The 20,432-nt window shown below is 68.0% G+C and carries 19 protein-coding genes and 1 tRNA gene; 6 read left to right on the forward strand and 14 right to left on the reverse strand.

The genetic code is table 11. The features are described from left to right. The first annotated feature begins 14 nt into the window (after window positions 1-14). Complete coding sequence (locus ACEN2M_RS01655) at window positions 15-1,058, forward strand: FUSC family protein (protein WP_441646374.1); 1,044 nt, start codon at window positions 15-17, stop codon at window positions 1,056-1,058. Between the two features lie 10 nt (window positions 1,059-1,068). Next, window positions 1,069-1,758 (forward strand): TMEM175 family protein, encoded by a 690-nt coding sequence (locus ACEN2M_RS01660; RefSeq protein ID WP_441646375.1) that lies wholly within the window; start codon window positions 1,069-1,071, stop codon window positions 1,756-1,758. A 68-nt stretch (window positions 1,759-1,826) separates the two neighbouring features. Here ACEN2M_RS01660 and ACEN2M_RS01665 read toward each other — a convergent pair whose 3' ends face one another. After that, window positions 1,827-2,387 carry a YceI family protein gene (locus ACEN2M_RS01665; RefSeq protein WP_441646376.1) on the reverse strand — a complete coding sequence of 187 codons (561 nt, stop codon included), beginning with the start codon at window positions 2,385-2,387 and terminating at the stop codon, window positions 1,827-1,829. Between the two features lie 171 nt (window positions 2,388-2,558). Here ACEN2M_RS01665 and ACEN2M_RS01670 point away from each other — a divergent pair, with 171 nt between their 5' ends. Next, on the forward strand, window positions 2,559-3,392 hold the full coding sequence (locus ACEN2M_RS01670; protein WP_441646377.1) for an oxygenase MpaB family protein: 834 nt from the start codon (window positions 2,559-2,561) through the stop codon (window positions 3,390-3,392). A gap of 10 nt (window positions 3,393-3,402) precedes the next feature. On the opposite strand, the gene ACEN2M_RS01675 is transcribed toward ACEN2M_RS01670, so the two are convergent. From ACEN2M_RS01675 to ACEN2M_RS01710, 8 genes are all read right to left on the reverse strand, one after another. Further along, the gene (locus ACEN2M_RS01675) at window positions 3,403-3,957 is read right to left on the reverse strand and encodes a hypothetical protein (RefSeq protein WP_441646378.1); all 555 of its coding nucleotides are present in this window, start codon (window positions 3,955-3,957) and stop codon (window positions 3,403-3,405) included. Between the two features lie 40 nt (window positions 3,958-3,997). Beyond that, entirely contained in the window at window positions 3,998-4,567 is a 570-nt protein-coding gene (locus ACEN2M_RS01680; RefSeq protein WP_441646379.1) for a hypothetical protein, read from the reverse strand. Between the two features lie 50 nt (window positions 4,568-4,617). Further along, complete coding sequence (gene treZ, locus ACEN2M_RS01685) at window positions 4,618-6,384, reverse strand: malto-oligosyltrehalose trehalohydrolase (RefSeq protein WP_441646380.1); 1,767 nt, start codon at window positions 6,382-6,384, stop codon at window positions 4,618-4,620. Further along, window positions 6,381-8,741 carry a malto-oligosyltrehalose synthase gene (gene treY, locus ACEN2M_RS01690; RefSeq protein ID WP_441646381.1) on the reverse strand — a complete coding sequence of 787 codons (2,361 nt, stop codon included), beginning with the start codon at window positions 8,739-8,741 and terminating at the stop codon, window positions 6,381-6,383. The genes treZ and treY overlap by 4 nt, the downstream gene beginning before the upstream one ends. Before the next feature lie 4 nt (window positions 8,742-8,745). Next, window positions 8,746-10,974, reverse strand: a complete 2,229-nt coding sequence (gene glgX / locus ACEN2M_RS01695; protein WP_441646382.1) for a glycogen debranching protein GlgX — start codon at window positions 10,972-10,974, stop codon at window positions 8,746-8,748. Window positions 10,975-11,080: 106 nt separating this feature from the next. Then, on the reverse strand, window positions 11,081-12,115 hold the full coding sequence (locus ACEN2M_RS01700) for an LLM class flavin-dependent oxidoreductase (protein ID WP_441646383.1): 1,035 nt from the start codon (window positions 12,113-12,115) through the stop codon (window positions 11,081-11,083). 84 nt (window positions 12,116-12,199) lie between these two features. Continuing rightward, complete coding sequence (locus ACEN2M_RS01705; RefSeq protein WP_441646384.1) at window positions 12,200-13,636, reverse strand: FAD-binding oxidoreductase; 1,437 nt, start codon at window positions 13,634-13,636, stop codon at window positions 12,200-12,202. Between the two features lie 85 nt (window positions 13,637-13,721). Beyond that, complete coding sequence (locus tag ACEN2M_RS01710; protein ID WP_441646385.1) at window positions 13,722-15,407, reverse strand: ABC-F family ATP-binding cassette domain-containing protein; 1,686 nt, start codon at window positions 15,405-15,407, stop codon at window positions 13,722-13,724. A 126-nt stretch (window positions 15,408-15,533) separates the two neighbouring features. On the opposite strand from ACEN2M_RS01710, the gene ACEN2M_RS01715 reads away from it, so the two are divergent. Further along, complete coding sequence (locus ACEN2M_RS01715) at window positions 15,534-16,736, forward strand: trans-sulfuration enzyme family protein (RefSeq protein ID WP_441646386.1); 1,203 nt, start codon at window positions 15,534-15,536, stop codon at window positions 16,734-16,736. Window positions 16,737-16,745: 9 nt separating this feature from the next. Here the strand turns inward: ACEN2M_RS01715 and ACEN2M_RS01720 are convergent, their stop codons facing one another. The 3 genes from ACEN2M_RS01720 to ACEN2M_RS01730 are packed head-to-tail and all read right to left on the reverse strand — an operon-like array spanning window position 16,746 to window position 18,151. Further along, window positions 16,746-17,198 carry a YchJ family protein gene (locus ACEN2M_RS01720; protein ID WP_441646387.1) on the reverse strand — a complete coding sequence of 151 codons (453 nt, stop codon included), beginning with the start codon at window positions 17,196-17,198 and terminating at the stop codon, window positions 16,746-16,748. Between the two features lie 37 nt (window positions 17,199-17,235). Further along, a complete protein-coding gene (locus ACEN2M_RS01725) occupies window positions 17,236-17,748 on the reverse strand; it encodes an SOUL family heme-binding protein (RefSeq protein ID WP_441646388.1) in 513 nt (170 codons plus the stop codon). 52 nt (window positions 17,749-17,800) lie between these two features. Further along, window positions 17,801-18,151 (reverse strand): zinc ribbon domain-containing protein YjdM, encoded by a 351-nt coding sequence (locus ACEN2M_RS01730; protein WP_441646389.1) that lies wholly within the window; start codon window positions 18,149-18,151, stop codon window positions 17,801-17,803. 244 nt (window positions 18,152-18,395) lie between these two features. Between ACEN2M_RS01730 and ACEN2M_RS01735 the strand changes: the two genes are divergently transcribed. Continuing rightward, window positions 18,396-18,992, forward strand: a complete 597-nt coding sequence (locus ACEN2M_RS01735) for a hypothetical protein (RefSeq protein WP_441646390.1) — start codon at window positions 18,396-18,398, stop codon at window positions 18,990-18,992. Continuing rightward, window positions 18,989-19,768, forward strand: a complete 780-nt coding sequence (locus ACEN2M_RS01740) for a PspA/IM30 family protein (RefSeq protein WP_441646391.1) — start codon at window positions 18,989-18,991, stop codon at window positions 19,766-19,768. Before ACEN2M_RS01735 ends, ACEN2M_RS01740 begins: the two co-directional genes overlap by 4 nt. Before the next feature lie 43 nt (window positions 19,769-19,811). Here the strand turns inward: ACEN2M_RS01740 and ACEN2M_RS01745 are convergent. Then, a tRNA-Ala gene (locus tag ACEN2M_RS01745) sits at window positions 19,812-19,887 on the reverse strand. Between the two features lie 73 nt (window positions 19,888-19,960). Beyond that, window positions 19,961-20,404 (reverse strand): ribosome silencing factor, encoded by a 444-nt coding sequence (rsfS, locus tag ACEN2M_RS01750; RefSeq protein ID WP_441646392.1) that lies wholly within the window; start codon window positions 20,402-20,404, stop codon window positions 19,961-19,963. Window positions 20,405-20,432: the final 28 nt, after the last annotated feature.

The following is a 20,432-nucleotide window of genomic DNA, read 5'->3' on the forward strand; positions in this document are numbered from 1 at the left end:
GGGCCTTGTAGCCTATGACAGTGCGAATAACGGCCAACCTGCGAGTGTCCAGACGGATCCCGCTTTTGCAGACCCTCAAGACGTCGGTCGCCGTCGCCCTGGCCTGGATCATCTCGATGTGGCTGCTGCCGGGCGAGCTGCCCATCTTCGCCGCCATGGCCGCCATCTTCGTGGTGCAGCCCAGCGTCAATCAGTCTCTCGGCCGCGCCCTGGAACGCAGCCTCGGCGTGGTGGGCGGGGTCTTGGTCGCCCTGGCCATCGGCCTGTTGTTCGGCCAGTCCAGTTGGATCGTCCTCTCGGCCGTTATTCTGTGCATCCTGCTCGCCTGGGCCCTCAAACTCTCCCCCGGCTCGGCCAACCAGATACCGATCAGTGCGATGCTCGTTCTCACGCTGGGCGCCGCAACACCCACCTATGCCAGGGACCGCATCATCGAGACCATCCTCGGCGCCTTGATCGCCGTCCTCGTCAACGCCTGGATCGTTCCGCCGGTGCTGCTCACCCCCGCGCACGACGCGGTGACCCGGCTCACCCTGGAGGTCGCGGCGACCTTCGACAGGGTGGCCAACGCACTGTTGAGCCCGCAGAAGTACGCCGACCTGGAGACCCTGATGATCCAGGCCCGGCTCCTGCGGCCCATGCTGGCCAAGGCCGAGCGAGCGATCAGCCAGGCCGAGGAGAGCCTCACCCTCAATCCTCGCCAGGCCAGGCACCGTGAGGTGCTCGACGCCGATACCCAGCTCTACTCCCACCTGATCCCCCTGGTGACACGGGCGCTGGGCATGACGCGAGCGCTGCGAGATCACTATGACGACTCGTTGCACCTCGAACCCACCGTGCAGGCCTTCGCCATCGAACTGGAACGGGCCGCGCACGATCTGCGGTTGTTGACGGTGCCGCCTGATGCCTCGACGCGCAGCTCGTCGGCACCGGTCGTCGAACCGCCCGCCCTGACGGCGCCGTTGATGATCATGACCCCGCACCCCCAGCACTGGATCCTGATCGGTGCCCTGATGGAAGACCTGCGCCGGGTGCGCGAGGAGATCACCGGCGAGTAGGCTGCCCGGCATGTCGAGCAGCCTCGAGCCTGAGCCGCCAGACGCCCAGGCTGGAGCCGGGCCGCATCGGCGCACGGTGCTCTCCACCCGCAGGTTGGAGTCGTATACGGACGGTGTCTTCGCCATCGCCGCGACCCTGCTGGTGCTGAACGTCTCCGTCGACGGCATCGGTGTGGCCCGGTCGGACACCGACTTCGTGCACCAGATCGGCGACCTGGCACCCAGCGTGTTGAACATGGTGGTCAGTTTCCTGCTGCTCAGCCTGCTCTGGGTCATCCATGTGCGGCAGTTCGAGTTCATCCCCCGGGTCGACAGCACCATTGTGTGGCTGAACAATTTTCGCCTGCTCTGGGTGGTCCTGGTTCCGTTCACGACCAGCCTCAATGACGAGTTCGGCCGGTTCCTGCTGGGCCGCACCCTGCTGCCGCTCAACTTCCTGCTGATCCTGCTTTTCAGCACCTGGCAATGGTTCCACGCCAGTTCGCCACGGCGGCGGCTCGTGCAGGGCGCGTCCGACGCGGCGATTCACAATGCGCGGGTGAACTCGGTCAGCGCCCTCGGCGAGGCATTCGGTGTGGTGCTGCTGGCGACGTTGGTCGGTTCCCCGGCGTTCCTCCTGTTCGTCCTCGACCCCCTGATCAGTCTGCTGCTCCGGCGCGCCGGGGTGCTCCGTCCGACGCCGGACGGCGCCGTGGCCTGACCGGCATGGCGGGGCAGCACAAACGGGGACCCCTTCTGGAGGGATCCCCGTTCGCCGTACGAAGGTGCTTAGGCCTGGAGGGCGCCCTGCAGCTCGAGCGTGATGGTGACCTTCTCGCCGAGCAGCACGCCGCCGGTCTCGAGGGCCGCGTTGTAGGTCAGGCCGAAGTCTTCGCGGTTGATCTGGGCGGACGCGGTGGCGCCGAACTTGTAGTTGCCGTAGGGGTCTCCGCCGAAGCCGCCGAACTCGAAGTCGAAGCTGACGGGCTTGGTGACGCCCTTGATGGTGAGGTTGCCGTCGACGACGTAGTCGCCCTTGACGACGCGCACGCCGGTCGACACGAAGTCGATGGTCGGGTAGGTCTCGGCGTCGAAGAAGTCGCCGGTGCGCAGGTGGCCGTCGCGGTTGGCCTCATTGGTGTTGATGGACGCGACGACGGCGGAGGCCGTGACGCTGGTCTCGAGGGGGTTCTCGGTGGTGACGAAGGTGGCGTCGAACTTCTCGAACGTGCCCTTCACCTTGCTGATCATGATGTGACGGATGCTGAAGCCGACCACGCTGTGGGTGGGGTCGATGGTCCAGGTTCCAGCTTTGTAGCCGGGGATGGTGGTGGTGTCGATGTCGCTCATGGTGCTCCTCAAGTCCGTGGGCCGGTGGATTCGCCGCCCTCAGGTATATGCAATCGCATACGTCCCCAGGATATTCCGACAAGCGCAAGAATAGATGTGAACGGTTCAGGAACGGCCGGGAACGAACGCCGAGGGAAGGCAACTAGGCTCCTCCTGTCGAGAGGAGTCACGATGACAGCAGAGGCCACGCCGGGTGCCGCTCTGGGCATCCGCGATCTCGCCCCGGAGAGCGTTCTGGTGCTCGCCGGGGGTCGCGCCATCCTGTTGCAGCTCGCGAACCCTGCCGTCGGTCACGGAGTCGCCCGGCATAGCGACTTCGCTGCCCGGCCGCTGCAGCGGTTGAGCGGAACCCTGGCGTATGTCTACGCGGTCACCTGCGGCACCCCCGACGACCGCGCTGCGGCCGTGCGCCGAGTGTCCCTGGCCCACCGTCCGGTGCACAGCGCCCGAACGTCTGGCCGGCAGGATACCGGCGACCAGCCTGCCGGGGCGCCGACGTACAACGCCTTCGATCCCGAGCTGCAGCTCTGGGTCGCCGCAACCCTCTACGAATCCGCAACCCGCATGCACGACCTGATCTACGGGCCGCTCACCGACGCCGACGCCGAGGCGGTCTATCGCGACTACGGCGTGTTGGGCACGGCCCTGCAGGTGCCGCCAGGGCTCTGGCCGGCGGATCGTGCGGCCTTCGCTGCCTACTGGGACTCGGCGGTTGCGGCTCTCTCGACGGATGACACGACGCGGTCCGTCGCCAGGCAGCTGTTGCACCCGGCGTCTGGCCCACTCTGGCTGCGCCTGGCCATGCCGCTCGCCCGGCTCGTCACGACCGGGCTGCTGCAGCCGAGGGAACGAGCGCTCTTCGACCTGCCCTGGTCCTCGCGCCGGCGACGCGCCTACGCGGCGGTCATCGGTATCGTCCGGCTGGTCTATCCGCGCCTGCCGGCGCGAGTGCGGCAAGCACCGATGCGGCGGTCGCTGCGGGCCGGCCGGGCCGGCCTCGGGTGAGCGTACGTCGTTAGAAGAAGTCGTCCGGCGTGCCGGCCGCCCGGGTCACTGCGACTGTCGAGACACCGGCGCCGTCGAGCTTGGCCATCGCGACGCGCAGCCCTGACTCCATCTGGGAGGCCCAGACTTCGGTTTCGCGGGCGCCGGCCTCAACAGACTCAAGCTTGGCCAGTGCCTTCTCCTTGTCGGCCCGTTCGGTCTTGACCTGCTGGATGCTGAGGGTGACGGCGTAGTACGCCGCGACCATAGACGCGATCGGCGTGGCGATGACGGCCAACGCGATGATGCTCTCGTTGGAGACATTCACGAAGATCATGATGATGAACGCGATCGCCAGGACGGCGATGCCCACGAGGACCACCAGGGCCGCGCGCTGCGGCGGGCCCGTGCGGAGGTCGGAGAGCAGGGTGCGGCGCGGCTTCGCGGGGGCCGGCGTGGCAGCGTCGGTGGTGTCGCCGGGGCCGTCGGTTACCGGTTCGGTGCCCGGCATGGGCAGCCGCTCGGTGGTGGTGGAGGTGTCGAGCGGGAAGGTGCGGTCGAACGGGTCATAGCTCTGATTGGTCATGGTCACTCCGTGGGTAGGTTTCGGTCGCTCGGGTGAGGAATCAAGGCTCTGTCGTTGGGAGGGCTGTCTCTGACGGTGCTGTCTCTAACGGTGCTGTCTCTGACGGTGCTGTCTCAAACGGTGCTGTCGTCGAGGGTAGCGCGTCCCCGGGTAGGAAGACTCGTTTGTAGCTCCGCCCGTCCGGCAGCTCGACGGTGCGGCTGATCAGCTTACCCCGGGTCACCTGCAGATACACCGCCTGCACGCTGACGCCGAGCAGGCCCGCCGCCTCCGCCACCGAGTGCCCGGGCAGGTCGGTGGGCACGCTGCTCGGCCGGCTGCTGCGCTTGCGGCCGGCGTCCTGGCGAGCGGCGATCTCGGCATCGGTGCCCTGCCACCGCCACTTGGCTGCCGTCGGCTTCAGGCCCGCGGCATCCGCGATTTGCGGCCAGCCGGCTCCGTCGGCGAGGGCGTCGCGCACACTGGTCAGCGCGGCCGGGTCGGCGTCCAGATGGTGCAGCACGGCGCGGATGGCTCGCATCCGCTCGAGGGGCCGAGCGCCGCCGTCGGCATCCACCGCAATCAGGCGGGCCAGCGCCGCCGCAGTCTCCGGTGTCAGGAACTCGCCCATGGGTCCTCCTCGGTCGTCAGTGGCGCTGGTCGGCGTGCTTTCGGCTGTTCCTAGCCGAGTACCGCCACGGCGTGCGGGGGCAGCAGGATCCGGCCCTCGCCCAGGTGAGGGGTGGCATCGGCGTTATTCGCGAAGGCCAGGTGCACCCTCTGCCCGGCAACCGGAATGGACCGGCCGCTGCTGGACAGGTTGATCACGATTTCGGTCCCGCCGCGGGTCAGCCGCAGCCAGCCATCCGGTTCGTCGTAGGCCACGGCGACTCGTGCGAACCGCGGATCGGTGAGATCGGCCAGGCTTCGGCGGAGGCCGGCCAGGGCGCGGTAGAAGGCCAACAGGCGGCCGGATTCCGGGCGGTGCAACTCGGACCAGTCCAGTTTGGACCGTTCGAAGGTGGCCGGATCCTGGGGGTCGGGCACCACAGCCGGGTCCCAGCCCATGCGGGCGAACTCGCCGATGCGGCCCTCGGCCGTGGCCAGGCCGAGCTCGGGCTCCGGGTGTGAGGTGAAGAACTGCCACGGGGTGCGCGCGCCCCATTCCTCGCCCATGAACAGCATCGGGGTGAACGGGCCGAGCAGGGTGAGTGCGGCGGCGATGGCCAGCTGGCCGGTGTCGAGCTGGGCACTGAGCCTGTCCCCGATGGCCCGGTTGCCGATCTGGTCGTGGTTCTGTGAGGCGACGACGAGGCGCCAGGCCGGCATCCGTTCGACGTCGATCGGGCGGCCGTGGTGACGGCCGCGGAAGGTGGACAGCGTGCCGTCGTGGAAGAACCCGCGGGTGAGCACCTTCGCCAGGGCGCCCAGCGGCTCGAAGTCGGCGTAGTAGCCCACAGTCTCGCCGGTCAGGGCGACGTGCACGGCGTGGTGGAAGTCGTCGCTCCACTGGGCGTCCAGGCCGTAGCCGTTCGCTTCCCGGGGGGTGATGAGCTGGGGGTCGTTGAGGTCGGACTCGGCGATGAGGGTGAGCGGGCGGCCCACGTGAGCGCTCAGCACCGCGACCTCGCCGGCGAGCTGTTCCAGCAGGTGCACGGCGGAGTGATCCTTGAGGGCGTGCACGGCGTCCAGGCGCAGGCCGTCCACGTGGTAATCGCGCAGCCACATCAGCGCGCTGTCGATGATGTACCGGCGCACCTCGTCGGAGTCCTGGCCGTCCAGGTTGACCGAAGCGCCCCAGGTGTTGCCTTCGGCGTCGCTGAGGTAGGGGCCGAAGTTGGGCAGGTAGTTGCCGCTGGGGCCCAGGTGGTTGTGCACGACATCCTGGATCACGCCGATGCCGGCGGCGTGGCAGGCGTCGACGAAGCGCTGATAGGCGGCCGGGCCGCCATAGCCCTCGTGCACGGCGTACCAGAGCACGCCGTCGTAGCCCCAGTTGTGCGTGCCATTGAAGCCGTTCACCGGCAGCAGCTCGACGAAGTCGACACCGAGGTCGACCAGGTGGTCGAGTCGGCCGGCCGCGGCCTTGAGGGTGCCCTCGGGGGTGAACGTGCCGATGTGCAGCTCGTAGATGGTCGCGCCGGCGAGCTGGCGGCCGGTCCAGGCTGAATCTTGCCAGGCATGGGCAGCCGGATCGAACGTGCGGGACAGCTCGTGCACACCGTTCGGTTGGCGGCGGGATCGCGGGTCGGGGAAGGGACCGGCGCCGTCGACGACGAAGCCGTAATCGACGCCGGCAGGGTCACCGGGTAGGCTGCCGTGCCACCAACCCGACTCTCCGCGGATCATCGGTGCGGTGGCGTCGCCGGAGGCCAGCCGGACGCTCTCGGCGGCCGGCGCCCACACGTCGATCGGGACGGTGGTCTCCTCGGTGTTGGCTGTCGTCACGGGGTGGCCTCCTCGGTAGCGGCGGATGCGGCGGCGGATGCGGCGGCGGGGATCAGCAACGCGACCGGGTAGCGAGAGAGCAGGTCGGCCAGGCGCACCTGGCCGCCGGCGAAGCGGGCGCCGGTGAGAGCGTCCTGCCAGTCGTGCCCGGCGAGCATGATCGTGGTGTCGCCCCAGCCGATGCGGGCCAGCGCGACGGGCAGCCGGGTGGCCACGGTCACGGCACCGCCGCGATCGTACGCCACCACGTGTGCGGCGGCGGGCCCGAAGGCTTCGACGGGGGCGTGCCGGCCGAACAGCTCCGGACGGTCCCGCCGCAGGCGCAGGGCGCTCGTGGTGACCAGGAGCTTGGCGGCGCCAGTTTCGTCGATCGGGGGCAGCCAGCCCTCGGTGACGCGGTCCAGATAGTCCCTGCGCACCGCATAGTCGACCGGTCGGCGGTTGTCCGGGTCCACGAGCGACATCTCCCAGAGTTCGCTGCCCTGGTAGACGTCGGGCACACCGGGCGCGGTGAGCTGGATGAGCTTGAGAGCGAGCGAGTTGCTCCAGCCGGCCTGCTTCACCCTGTCCACGAATGCCGAGACGGTGCGGGCCAGGGGCCCGTCGACGGCGAGGTCGCGAACCAGTGCGCGCATCCGGTCTTCGAAGTCCTCGTTCGGCGCGGTCCAGGTGGTGGAGAGGTTCGCCTCGCGGGACGCCTTCTCGGCGTAACCGATCAGTCGGTCGGTGGAGGCGGGCCAGGAACCCACGATGGCCTGCCAGAGCAGGTTCTCGAACGGGGCGTCGCCGAGCGGGGCGAGCGCACGCAGCTCGGCGAGTGCGCCGGCCCACTCGTCGGGGACCTCGGCGAGGACCGAGATGCGGGCCCGCACGTCTTCGCCGCGCTTGGTGTCGTGGGTGGACAGCGTGGTCTGCGAGGCGGGTGCCACGGCCAGCCGGGTCTGCTGGCGGCGGTGGAACTCGTCGACCGACACCGCGAACTCGCTCGGGTCCGCACCGACCTCGTTGAGGGAGGTGAGCCGGCTGTAGCGGTAGTACGCGGTGTCTTCGACACCCTTGGCCATCACCATCCCCGAGGTCTGCTGGAAACGCACGGCCGCGGGGTGCGCGGGGTCGGTGAGGTAGGGCAGCAGCGCGGTGATGGTGGCGTCGAGATCGGGGCGGCGCTGCCGGGCCAGCCGCACGGCGGTGTCGAGCTCGTGCCGGCCGACCGGCAGGTAGGAGCGGTAGACCGGGAACCAGGCGATCAGCTCGGCGAGGGCGTCGATGACGGCATCCGAGTGCGGCAGCTCGGGCAGCAGCCGGGCGAGCCGGCGCACCTCGCTCTGCAGGATGCCGTCGGCGATGGCGCGTTTGCCGGTGTAGACGAGTTCGGTCCAGGAGACGGGCCCTGCCTGGGCCGTCCCGGTGCGCTCGGACTGCAGCGCGGCCTCCAGGGCGTCCAGGGCGTCCTGACCGGCGGGGTCGACCAGCACCCTGTCGAAATCGGCGAGGGCGTCATAGCCGGTGGTGCCGTCGGTGGACCAGCTGCTGGGCAGCTGTTCGCGGCCCTCCAGGATCTTCTCCACCAACAGGTAGCCGCCGCCCATGGCCGCATGCAGCCTGTCCAGGTAGCCGCCGGGATCGGCGAGACCGTCGGGGTGGTCGACCCGCAGGCCCTGCACCTGACCGCTGTGCACCCAGCGCAGGATCTCCCGGTGCGATTCGTCGAAGACCCAGGGCACCTCCACGCGCACGCCCGCGAGGGTGTTCACGGCGAAGAAGCGGCGGTAGTTGAGGTCGGCGTCCGCCCGGCGCCAGTTGACCAGTTCGTAGTGCTGCCTCCCGTGCACGACGGCGGCGGGGGCGCCGTCGTCCGCGGTACCGGGGGCGATCGGGAAACGGTTGTCGTAGTAGTGCAGTTCGTCGCCCACGATGGTGAGCTCGCCCAGGTCATCGTCGCCGTCGCCGAGCACCGGCAACAGCAGCCGTCCGTTGCCGGCTGGCCAGTCCACGTCGAAGGCCTCGGCGTAGCGCGAGGACTGCCCAGCCGTGAGCAGGTCCCACCACCAGGCGTTGCTGTGCGGAGTATTGACACCGACATGGTTCGGCACGATGTCCACCAGGATGCCGCGTCCTGCGGCGCTCGCCCGCTCCGACAGCCGGGCGAGCGCCTCCGGGCCACCGCGGGCGGGGTCGACGGAGCCGTGATCGATCACGTCGTAGCCGTGGTCGGAGCCCTCCTCAGCGCTGAGCAGAGGGGAGAGATAGAGCCAGTCGGCTCCGAGCCTCGTGACGTAGTCAAGGACCTCGGCCGCCGCATCCAAATCGAAGGCGGAAGTGATCTGCAGGCGATAGGTGGAGACGGGAATGCTCATTCTGCTACGAGTTTCCTTCGGTCGGGGCATACGGGTCGCTCAGCACCGGCAGGGTGATCGTCGACGTCGGCGGGGACGGGTGGCTGGCCAGTGACGCTGCGACGGAGTGATCCGGCGCCACTTCCGGCACATGGTATTCGCGGAGCACCACGAGGGAGCGGCCCTTGACGGTGTGGATCGCGCCGGCGGGGCGGGGCAGCGAGTCCGCGCCCTCTCCCCCGGTGTCGATCACGATCTCCCAGGCGGGCGAGTATTCCTCGCTGGGCAGCGTGAACGGCACGTCTTCGGCATCCGCATTGAAGAGCAGGATGAAGTTGACGTCGGTGACCTCGCGGCCTCGGGAGTCGCGCTCCCGGATGCCCTGACCGTTGAGGAACATGCTGACGGTGCGGGACCGGCTTTCGTCCCAGTCCTCCGCCCGCATCTCCTCGCCGTCGGTGTTCAGCCAGACGATGTCGGCCAGGGGGTCGCCCTCGCCGCGCTTGCCGGGGTGACCGTCGAAGAACCGGCTGCGCCGGAAGGTGGGGTGTTCCTTGCGCAGCCGCACGACAGCGGAGGTGAATTCGACCAGCGGCTGGTCTGCCTCGTCCCAGTGGATCCAGCTCAGTTCGGAATCCTGGGCGTAGGTGTTGTTGTTGCCCTGCTGGGTACGACCGAGCTCGTCACCGTGCAGGATCATCGGCACGCCCTGGGAGAGCAGCATGGTGGCGATGAAGTTGCGCTGCTGGCGGCCGCGCAGGGTGCGGACGGCGTCATCGTCGGTGGGGCCTTCGACGCCGCCGTTCCAGGAGCGGTTGTGGCTCTCGCCGTCGTTGTTGTCCTCGCCGTTGGCGTCGTTGTGCTTCTCGTTGTACGAGACCAGGTCGTTCAGGGTGAAACCGTCGTGCGCGGTGACGAAGTTGATCGACGCCACCGGGCGACGGCCGGAGTGTTCGTACAGGTCGGCCGAGCCGGAGATGCGCGAGGCGAATTCACCGAGCGTCGACGGTTCGCCGCGCCAGAAGTCGCGCACGGTGTCGCGGTACTTGCCGTTCCACTCCGTCCACTGGGGCGGGAAGTTGCCGACCTGGTAGCCGCCGGGGCCGACGTCCCAGGGCTCGGCGATCAGCTTGACCTGGGAGACGATCGGGTCCTGCTGCACGAGCTCGAAGAAGGTGGACAGCTTGTCCACGTCATACAGGTCGCGGGCCAGGGCACTGGCCAGGTCGAATCGGAACCCGTCGACATGCATCTCGATCGCCCAGTAGCGCAGCGAATCCATGATCAGCTGCAGGGAGTGCGGATGGCGCACGTTGAGGGTGTTGCCGGTGCCCGTGTAGTCCATGTAGTAGCGACCGTCATCGTCCATCAGCCGGTAGTAGGCGGCGTTGTCGATGCCCTTGAACGAGATGGTCGGGCCCAGGTGGTTGCCCTCGGCAGTGTGGTTGTAGACCACGTCGAGGATGACCTCGATGCCGGCGGCGTGCAGGTTCTTGACCATGCCCTTGAATTCCTGCACCTGCTGGCCGAGGTCTCCGCTGGAGGAATAGGCGTTGTGCGGGGCGAAGAAGCCGATGGTGTTGTAGCCCCAGTAGTTACTGAGGCCCTGGTCCTGCAGGGTGGAGTCGTTGACGAACTGGTGCACCGGCATCAGCTCGATCGCGGTCACGCCGAGTTTCTGCAGGTGTTCGATGACCGACGGGTGGGCGACGGCGGCGTAGGTGCCGCGCTGGGATTCCGGCACCTCGGTCTGCAGTTGGGTGAGGCCCTTGACGTGAGCCTCGTAGATCACCGATTCGCTGTACGGCGTCCGCGGCGACCTGTCGCCCGTCCAGTCGAAGAACGGGTTCACGACGACGCCGAGCATCATGTGCGGGGCGGAGTCCTCGTCGTTGCGGGAATCCGGGTCGCCGAAGTTGTAGGAGAACAGGGCCTGGTCCCAGTCCATGACGCCGCAGGTGGCTTTCGCGTACGGGTCGAGCAGCAGCTTGTTGGGGTTGGCCCGCTTGCCCTCGCTGGGGTTGTACTCGCCGTGCACCCGGTACCCGTAGCGCTGGCCCGGTTGCACCTCCGGCAGGTAGCAGTGCCAGACGAAGGCGCTGGACTCCCGCACTTCGACGGGAGTCTCTGCGCCGTTCTCGTCGAACAGGCAGAGCTCCACCCGTTCGGCGGCCTCACTGAACAGGGCGAAGTTGGTGCCGCTTCCGTCATAGGTTGCGCCAAGCGGGTAGGCAGATCCGGGCCAGGTTTCCACGGTGTACTCCTCGAGGAAGGTGAGAGCGAAAGGATGAACGTGGGCGGTTTGCCTGAGCCGGGCCCACTGGTTTACGCTACCCCGTCCGGAGCACGCGGAATTGCCGTCAGGCCATGAGTTCGTGTACCAGGGGGGCCACCTCGGTGCCGTAGAGCTCGATACTGGTCATCAACTTCTCGTGCGAAAGGGTGCCGAGGCTGTACTTGAGGTCGAAGCGGGAGAGTGAGAGTCCCGTGGCCATCTTGGCGATCTTGGTCGCGACTGTGTGCGGGGAGCCCACGAACAGCGCTCCGTCTGGACCGGCATCCTGCTCGAACCTGGCCTTCGTGGCCGGCCCCCAGCCGCGTTCGCGGCCGATGCGGTCCTGCATGGCGCGGTAGTGCGGCCACATCTCCTCGCGGGCCTGTTCGTCGGTGGCGGCGATGTAACCGGGCGAGTGCTCGCCGATGGGCTGCGCGTCTTGGCCGAACTGGTCGAGTGCGCGGTGATACAGGTCGGTGAACTGGGCGAAGGCCAGGGGTTCGCCACCGATGATGGCGAGCATCAGGGGCAGGCCGTAGTGGGCGGCGCGCACCACGGACTGCGGGCTGCCGCCCACGCCGATCCAGGTGCGGATGGAGCCCGATTCGGTGGGCGGGAACACGCGCTGCTCGGTCAGGGCACCGCGAGTGCTGCCCGCCCAGGTGACCGGCTGTTCCTTGAGCAGCTCGGCGAACAGTTCGAGCTTCTCCTCGAACAGCTGCTCGTAGTCACTGAGCTCCAGGCCGAACAACGGGAAGGACTCGGTGAACGATCCGCGGCCCAGGATGACCTCGGCGCGACCGTTGGAAACGGCATCGAGGGTGGCGAAGCGCTGGAACACCCTGACCGGGTCGTCTGAGCTGAGAACTGTGACGGCGGAGCCGAGCTTGATGGCACTGGTGCGTCCGGCGATGGCGGCGAGCACGACCTCGGGGGCTGATACCGCGAAGTCCTCACGGTGGTGCTCGCCGATACCGAAGAAGCTCAGGCCCACCTGGTCGGCGAGCACTCCCTCGGCGACGACGTTGCGCAACACCTGGGCGTGGCTGAGCAGGCTGCCGTCCTCGGCGTAGGTGACGTCGCCGAACGTGTCGAGACCCAGTTCCAGTGTCGGTGCCATGTGTGGTGCGCCCTTCCGGTTAGTTTGTATGCATACGCATACTACGGGTCAACCGTCGGCGCCCCTGACCTATTCCGGATGCCGTCACTCGGTGTCGTCGGAGGCCGCGGCGGGCAGGACGTTGTGATTGCGCCTCAGGATATTCTGCGGATCGTAGGCGCGTTTGAGCGTGGCCAGCCTGTGCAGTTTCGCCTCCGAGTACACAGGTCGGACCGGGGCCGCCGCGTCGGCGTCTCGTTCCTCGCCGAGGAAGTTCAGGTAGGTGCCGCCGGTGCCCAGCGGCTCCATCTCCGCGCCGAACGCCCGGATGAAGGCCATCCGGGCCGCGTCCTCGGCCGGATCGGCCCAGAAACCGTAGATGTTCAGCCAGAACCGGGCCGCTCGACTCGGGAATGGTGTGGCGTCCTCCGCGACGCGCGCGTATGCGCCACCCAGGTGGTGGATGTCGAAGCCGGTACCGACCCAGGACTGTTCGGCGCCCCGGCGCGCCAGCACCGCCCTGACCTCGTCGTCCAGCCTGTCGAAGGAGGTGTTCTTCCAGTACCCCCGCGATCCCTTCGGGAAGAACGCGTCGACGGAGGACTGCCAGGCGCTCCAACTGACCGGTTCGACGGCCTCGATCGTGGGTGGCGCGGCGCGACGCATCCGGTCGACGAGCTCTTCGGCCCGCGCCGTGTCGGTGGCTGCCCAGGCGAAGCCCAGCATCAGCAGTGGATCGGTGCCGAGTTGCATGCCGGCCGGCGGCACCAGGATCGTGAGGATAGAGGTGAGTTCGTCCGGAACGTCCCTGCTCCACGCCTCGTAGGAGGCCAAGGCCTGCGCCCAACGGTCCCTGGCATAGAGGAAATTGCCGGTGAACGGCCGTTCCGGTAGCGGATGCGCCCTGAACGTGAACGACGTGACCACCCCGAAGTTGCCACCGCCGCCGCGGAGGCCCCAGAACAGCTCGGGGTTCTCGGTCTCGCTGGCCTGAACAGTGTCGCCGGCGACGGTGACGACCTCCGCAGCGATGAGGTTGTCAACGGTGAGTCCGTGCGCCCTGGTCAACCAGCCGACCCCGCCTCCGAGGGTGAGCCCGGCGATACCGGTGCCGGAGACGACGCCGACCGGAACGGCCAGGTTGTACGGCGCGGTGGCGGCGTCGAGGTGGGCGAGAGTGGCACCGGCCTGGACCTGCACGGTGCGGCGGGCCGGATCGACCTGAACGTCATGCAGTCCGGAGAGGTCGAGCACGATCCCGTCGTCGACGGTGCCGTTGCCTGCGACGTTGTGGCCGCCACCGCGCACCGCTATGGGCAGGCCCTGCGTGGCGGCCAGAGCAAGGGTCGGGGCAATGTCCGCAGCCGACCCCGCCCGCACGACGGCGATCGGGCGCCGGTCGATCATGCCGTTCCACACCCGCCTGGCGTCGTCATAACGCGGGTCGGAACGATCGATCAACTCACCGGAGATTCTGGTGCGCAGCTGGGAGAGCAGGGAACGGTGGGTGGAATCGGTGGTGCGGTCAGGCTGGGAGTTCATCGGGCTACCTCCAACGGATCGACGACGAATATCCGGCGCCGGCCTGCCCCCTGCCACGGCGCCGTCCGCGTCTATGACACCACCTTCAGTTGCGCACGGCAACGCCCGTCGTGCTCTCGGTGACCCGGCCGGCATCGACAGACCAGTGCCTGTCCAGTCGCACGGTGGAGAGCATCCGCCGGTCGTGAGTGACCAGCAGCAGGGTGCCCGTGTAGGACTCGAGCGCCACCTCGAGCTGCTCGATCGCGGCGAGGTCGAGGTGGTTGGTGGGCTCGTCGAGCACCAGCAGATTGACCCCGGCCGCCTGCAACAGGGCCAGGCCCGCGCGGGTGCGTTCCCCGGGCGACAGGGCGTCGGCGGGCCGGTTGACGTGGTCGGCGGCGAGGCCGAACTTGGCCAGGAGGGTGCGGATCTCGCCCGCGGAGGCCTCGGGCAGGCGGTCCTCGAAGATGGCTAGCAGGGACCTGTCGCCGGTGACGCTGGCCCTGGCCTGGTCGATCTCGCCGATGGCCACGCTCGCGCCCAGGCTCGCCGTTCCGGCATCGGGGGTCCGGCGACCCAGCAGTGCTCGCAGCAACGTGGTCTTGCCCGCACCGTTGGCTCCGGTGATGCCGATGCGCTCCCCCGCATTGACCTGCAGGGAGACCGGACCGAAGACGAAGTCGCCCTGTTCGATGACGGCCTCGTTGAGGATCGAAACCACGGTGCTCGAGCGGGGTGCCGTTCCAATGGTGAACTCGAGCTGCCATTCCTTGCGGGGTTCGTCCACCTCGTCGAGCCGAGCGATCCGGCTCTCCATCTGGCGCACCTTCTGCGCCTGCTTCTCGCTGGACTCCGCGGACGCCTTGCGCCGGATCTTGTCGTTGTCCGGAGACTTCTTCATGGCGTTTCGCACGCCCTGGCTGGACCATTCCCGTTGGGTGCGGGCCCGGCCGACCAGATCGGCCTTCTTGTCGGCGAATTCGTCGTATGCGGCGCGCTTCTGTCGCCTGGCCGTCTCGCGTTCCTCGAGGTACGACTCGTAGCCGCCGCCGAACACGCGGTTGGCGCCCTGGGCGAGGTCGAGTTCGAGGATCCGGGTAACCGAGCGGGCCAGGAATTCCCGGTCGTGACTGACCAGCACAGCGCCGCCGCGGAGGCCCGTGACGAAGGCTTCCAGGCGTTCGAGGCCGTCGAGGTCGAGGTCGTTGGTGGGCTCGTCGAGCAGCACGATGTCGAACCTCGACAGCAACAGCGCGGCCAGGCCGACCCTGGCGGCCTGGCCGCCGGAGAGCGAGGTCATCAGCGCATCCGCGGCCACATCGGCGTCGAGGGTGAGCCCGAGGTCGTGCAGCACAGCGGGAAGCCTGTCATCCAGGTCGGCCGCGCCGCTGGCCAACCAGCGGTCGAGGGCGACAGAGTAGACATCGGCCGGGTCCGCTTCGCCGGGCACGGCAGGCTCGGCCAGGGCGGCTGCCGCGGCGTCCATCGCACTGGTCGCCTCGGCGCAGCCGGTGCGTCGGCCGATGTACGCCGCCACGGTCTCGCCGGGCACCCGCTCGTGTTCCTGCGGCAACCAGCCCACGAACGCATCCGCCGGCGACAGGGCAACGGTGCCGCCCTGCGGTTCGTCGAGCCCCGCGAGCAGGCGGAGCAGGGTCGACTTGCCCGCACCGTTCACACCGACGATCCCGACGACGTCGCCGGGTGCCACCGTGAGGTCAAGGGAATCGAACAGGGTGCGGTGGGCGTAGCCGCCGGCGAGGGCCTTGGCGACGAGTGTTGCGGTCATGGTCCTAGTTTCCCATTCGTTTCTGCAGCGGACGTTTCCGCCCCTCGATTCCAGCCGTCGTCGCCCGCCGCTGTCGCGAACCGTCACACCGGTGCCGGCCTGTGAGCCACTCGTTACGCTGGGCCCATGACGGTTCGCCCAGACAAGCAGGTACCAGAGTCCCTCGCCGAGTTCAGCCAGGCCGTGCACGCCGGCAATCACATCGATCCGGGAACCGGCGCCGTGCGCACCCCGATCGTGATGGCGAACTCGTACGCCCTGCCGGAAGACCCGTCCTCGATCAGCTGGTCCGGAACCGACGTACCCCTCTACACCCGAAACAGCGGCGTCAACCAGCTCGGACTGCAGGAGAAACTCGCCCTGCTCGAGCACGGCGACGACGCCGTCGCCCTCGCCAGCGGGGTCGCTGCCCTCCACGCGGTGTTCTTCACGTTCCTGCGCACGGGTGACCACGTCGTGGTGTCCGATGTGGCGTACGAGGCCACCTTCAAGCTCTTCAGGGAACTGCTGCCCGACAAATTCGGCATCCTGGCGACCTTCGTGGACACCAGCGACCCGGGCGCGGTGGCGGCGGCGATCCGGCCGGAGACCCGCCTGGTGCACGTCGAGGCGATCGCCAACCCCACCACCAGGGTGACCGATGTCGCCGCCATCGCGGCCATCACGAGAGCTGCCGGCGTGCTCCTGTCGGTGGACTCCACCTTCACCCCGCCACCGGTGCTGCGTCCGCTCGACCTCGGGGCCGACCTGGTGGTGCACTCGCTCACCAAGTACATCAACGGCCACGGTGACGCCATGGGCGGCGCGGTCATCGGCTCGCGGGAATTGATCCAGCGCATCAAGTCAGAAGCCATGGTCGACGTTGGCGGGGTGATCAGTCCGTTCAATGCCTGGTTGATCATGCGCGGCTCGGTCACCCTGCCGCTCCGGTTGCGCCAACACACCGACACTGCCCAGCGGGTCGCGGAGTTCCTCGCCGCCGACCCCCGGGTCGCCTTCGTGGCGTATCCGGGCCTGCCCGAGCATCCCCAGCACCAGGTTGCCCTGCGGCAGTTCCGGCAGGGTTTCGGCGGGATGCTCGCCTTCGCGCTGGCCGGTGACCCTGCGACTCAGAATCGGTTCGTCGCCGCTCTGCGAGTGATCACCTCCGCGGTCTCCCTCGGCCACGACGAGAGCCTCATCGTGCACGTGTCGGGCACCGGCCCCAGGGCGGCCTACTACCCCGAGGAATTCCAGCGACTCGGCCACCTCCGCTTCTCGGTGGGCCTGGAGGACGCCGAGGACCTGATCGGCGACCTCGCGGCCGCCCTCGACGAGACCTTCGGCTGACCCGCTCGCTCAGTTCACCGCGTCGACGTAGAGCCAGGTCCCTGACACCTTCTCGAAGCGGCTGATCTCGTGCTGTTGCAGGCGTCGGCCGTCCTGGCTTGAGTGGGCCGTGAACTCCACGATCCCGACGGTGTCGAGCAGACCGCCGTGCACGGTGCGGTCGATGTCCAGGCGCAGCCACGTCACCGATGCGTCGAGTTCCAGTGTGGCCGGCCGGGTTCGCGGGTGCCAGCTGTGCAACAGGTAGCCGGCATCGCCGACGGCGAAGGCCGCATAGCGTGAGCGCATCAGCTGTTCGGCTGTGGCTGCCCTGGCGTCGCCGAGGTGCAGCCGCTGGCAGCAGTGGGCGTAGCTGTTTCCGCTCAGGCAGGGACACCGAACGGGTAGGGCCTGAGCTGTATCAGGGCCGGATACGCCGGGGACGACGACACCGGGGACTGATTCAGAGTCAAATGGGGGCACCGTGCAATTATCGTTCGTTTAGCGCGCGCCGAGGCTCTCACGCCGAGGTGACGCGCACGAGGGCCTCGTTGCGGCTGCGGATGCGGGGTGTCCAGGGCGAGTCGAAGCGTGCGAAGTACAGTCCGCCGAGCGGCTCGAGTCTGGACGCCCGCACTTCGTCGAGAAGTCGCCTGCCGCGATCGAGGAACCGCGTCGTGGTCCACCCACCGAATCGGAGCACCGCCGCCTCGTGAGACGGAATGGCCCGGATCCGCACAGCGTCGTCCAACGGCTGCGGAAGCGCGGCCGGATCGGTGCCGACGGCCAGGACCAGACTCACCAGGTGCCCGGAGGACGGCACCGGCACCTGCAGCACAGGTGCCGTGTGCGGGAAGGTCGTCGCTGCCCGATTCCCCCCGGCGAGGTACCCGTGCAGCGGGCGGAGTCCGACGGCGGCTGCGCGGGTGAGCGCGGCATCCACGTGCACCTGCACGAGCACGCACTCCGGGTAGCGCCGAACGTCGAAGTGTGGAAACGCCCGCACCACCGTGTACGGCACCTGCTCGTTCATACCGGGAGTGTAATCCAGCACCCCCGGAACGGGGGCCACCGCGAAGAGGGGGTCAGGCCTTCTTGACGACGCTGGACTTGAGCTGGGTGGTGACGCCTTCGATGCGCGCCTCGATGTCGTGATCGCCCACGCCCTGACGCAGACGGATGTCGCGCACCTTGGTGCCGACCTTGATCACGTTCGACCCACCCTTGACTTTCAGTCCCTTGACGATGGTCACGGAGTCCCCATCGGCCAGAACACTGCCGAACGCGTCGGTGATAACGGCCTCAGCGGCCGGTTCGTCGGCGGAGGCGGTCTCGGCCGTCCACTCGTGCGCGCACAACGGGCAGACCAACAGCGACCCCATCTCGTAGGTCAGATCGCTGGAGCATTCCGGGCACGGGGGCAGGGTCTCATTCACCTCCCCATCGTAGAGGCAGAGGCGGTGGCCGGCGTCCAGTGTCGACAGATCCACGGTGTGCTCGCGCGCGCTCAGAGAATGACAGCGCATTCCCTGACAACTCCACGGTAATGAGCGTATTTTGCCCGGTAGAGCGTGCCGTCGACAGTGACGGCGCCGTCGATGGATTGAACAGAGGTGGACACATGGCCCGGCACTTCCTTTTGATTGCACCGGTCACGACGGCTACTGACGGGGGTGCGGAATGAGTGTTCTCGCTGAAATCCTGATTGCTCTCATGGTGATCATGGCGCTGTCCGTGGTGAGCGTCGTCGTCATCACGCGATTGCTGTACAGGCGGGTTCGTCGCAGCCGGGCGCTGAACGACGCCGTGTTGCGCGCGCGCACCGGCCTCACCATCGGCCCGCAGCACGACGTTATGCGGCTACGGTTGCGGCTGCGTCAAACCCTGGTCAGCGGCCAGGAAGCCGTCGCCCTGGCCGGCCGCAGCCAGGGACCGCACGGCGACCTCCAGCGACTGTTTCGTCGCGTCCTGGAGGAGAGCAGCGCGGTTCAGGCGCAGTTGATCCTGCTGTCCAGCGAGAGGGATCCGGTGGTCCTCGCCGAGGCTCTGCCTCAGGCCGGCCGCCGCGTCGATCAGATTTCCGGGTTGGTGAAGCGGATCCGTGGTGTCGTCGCAGCCGGCCTCGGCGCGCGAACCGATGACTCGCTCACGGCGCTCCAGGACGACGTCGATCGGGAGATCGCGGCGGTCGACGCCGGCGTCGCGGCGCTGCACGACCTCAACATGTCGGACTCGGCGTCAGCACTGCCCAGGCTCGGCCGAGGGAGCACATCATGACGTTCAGCTCACGGCTGCGCGTCATCTTCCGCAGCAAGGCCTCCCGAACCCTGGACAGGCTGGAAGATCCGAGAGAGACGCTGGACGACAGCTACGAACAACTTGTGCGGATGTTGCAGGACGTTCGGGTGGGCTTGGCCGATGTGGCGACCGCCAAGAAACGGATCGAACTGCAGGGCCAGGAGATGGGCGCCCGCCACAAGAGGCTGGCGGACCAGGCCCAGGAGGCGTTGAACCAGGGCAGGGAAGACCTGGCCAGGACCGCGCTGGAACGCCGCTCCCTGCTCGAGGGCCAGGTTGTCTCCCTCCGCGACCAGTACTCGACCCTCGCGAGGCAGCAGGCGCAGCTGCAGGACAACGAACGTCGCCTGGCCGAACGGGTCACCGCGTTTCGCACCGAAAAGGAGACCATCAAGGCCAGTTATGCCGCCTCCGAGGCCCAGGTGCGGGCAAACGAGGCCGCTGCCGGTCTCGGGTCTCAGATGAGCGACGTGGGTCTCAACCTGGACCGGGCCAAGGACCGCATCGCTCAGATGCAGGCCCGAGCCGCGGCCACCGACGATCTTCTCGCCAGCGGCACGCTCAACGACCTCACGGCTCCACCGGATGCCGACCTGGAACGACAGCTGGCCGGCGGCGCGACATCTGCGCAGGTGGAGCGCCAACTGCAGGCCATGAAGGATGCCGGGCCTTCGGGCGCCCGCGGTACCGCCGGATCGCGGGATGCCGGCCCGGACGCCTGGCTCAGCATCGGGCAAGGACCACAGGGGCACTAAAAAACCCCCGATGACGATTGTCATCGGGGGTTTTTCTTTGTTTTGGTGGATCCGAGGGGATTCGAACCCCTGACCCCCTGCATGCCATGCAGGTGCGCTACCAGCTGCGCCACGGACCCAGACTTTGTTTCGAATTCCTCCGAAACAACTTCATTAGGTTACTACATGTTTGGAGTGCTCGTGAACCAAACGCTACTCCGCGGCGTCAATTTCCACGCTGGATTCGACATCGGAGCTCTTCTCGGCAGCATCATCGGCGTCGTCGAGGGCACGTGCACTGGCCAGATCGATCGGGATTACCGGGCAGTCCTTCCACAGGCGTTCCAGCGAGTAGTACACCCGCTCTTCCTCGTGGAAGACATGCACGACGAGGTCGCCGAAGTCCACCAGGACCCAACGCCCTTCGGCGCGGCCCTCACGACGGAGCGGCTTGTAGCCGGCCTCGATCAGCTTGTCTTCGATCTCGCCGGCGATGGCGACGACGTTGCGCTCTGAGCGTCCGGTGACGATGAGGAAGATGTCGGCCAACGGCAACGGGTTGGAGACGTCGATGGCAACGAGGTCCTCCCCCGCTTTCGAGTCGGCGGCGGCGGCAGCCACCTTGAGGAGCTCGAGAGCGTGGGCAGAAGCGGTCATCGATTGAATCCCTGAGTTAGTAAAAGCG

The sequence above is a fragment of the Cryobacterium sp. W22_MBD10_FK3 genome (assembly GCF_052113745.1).
Lineage (GTDB): Bacteria > Actinomycetota > Actinomycetes > Actinomycetales > Microbacteriaceae > Cryobacterium.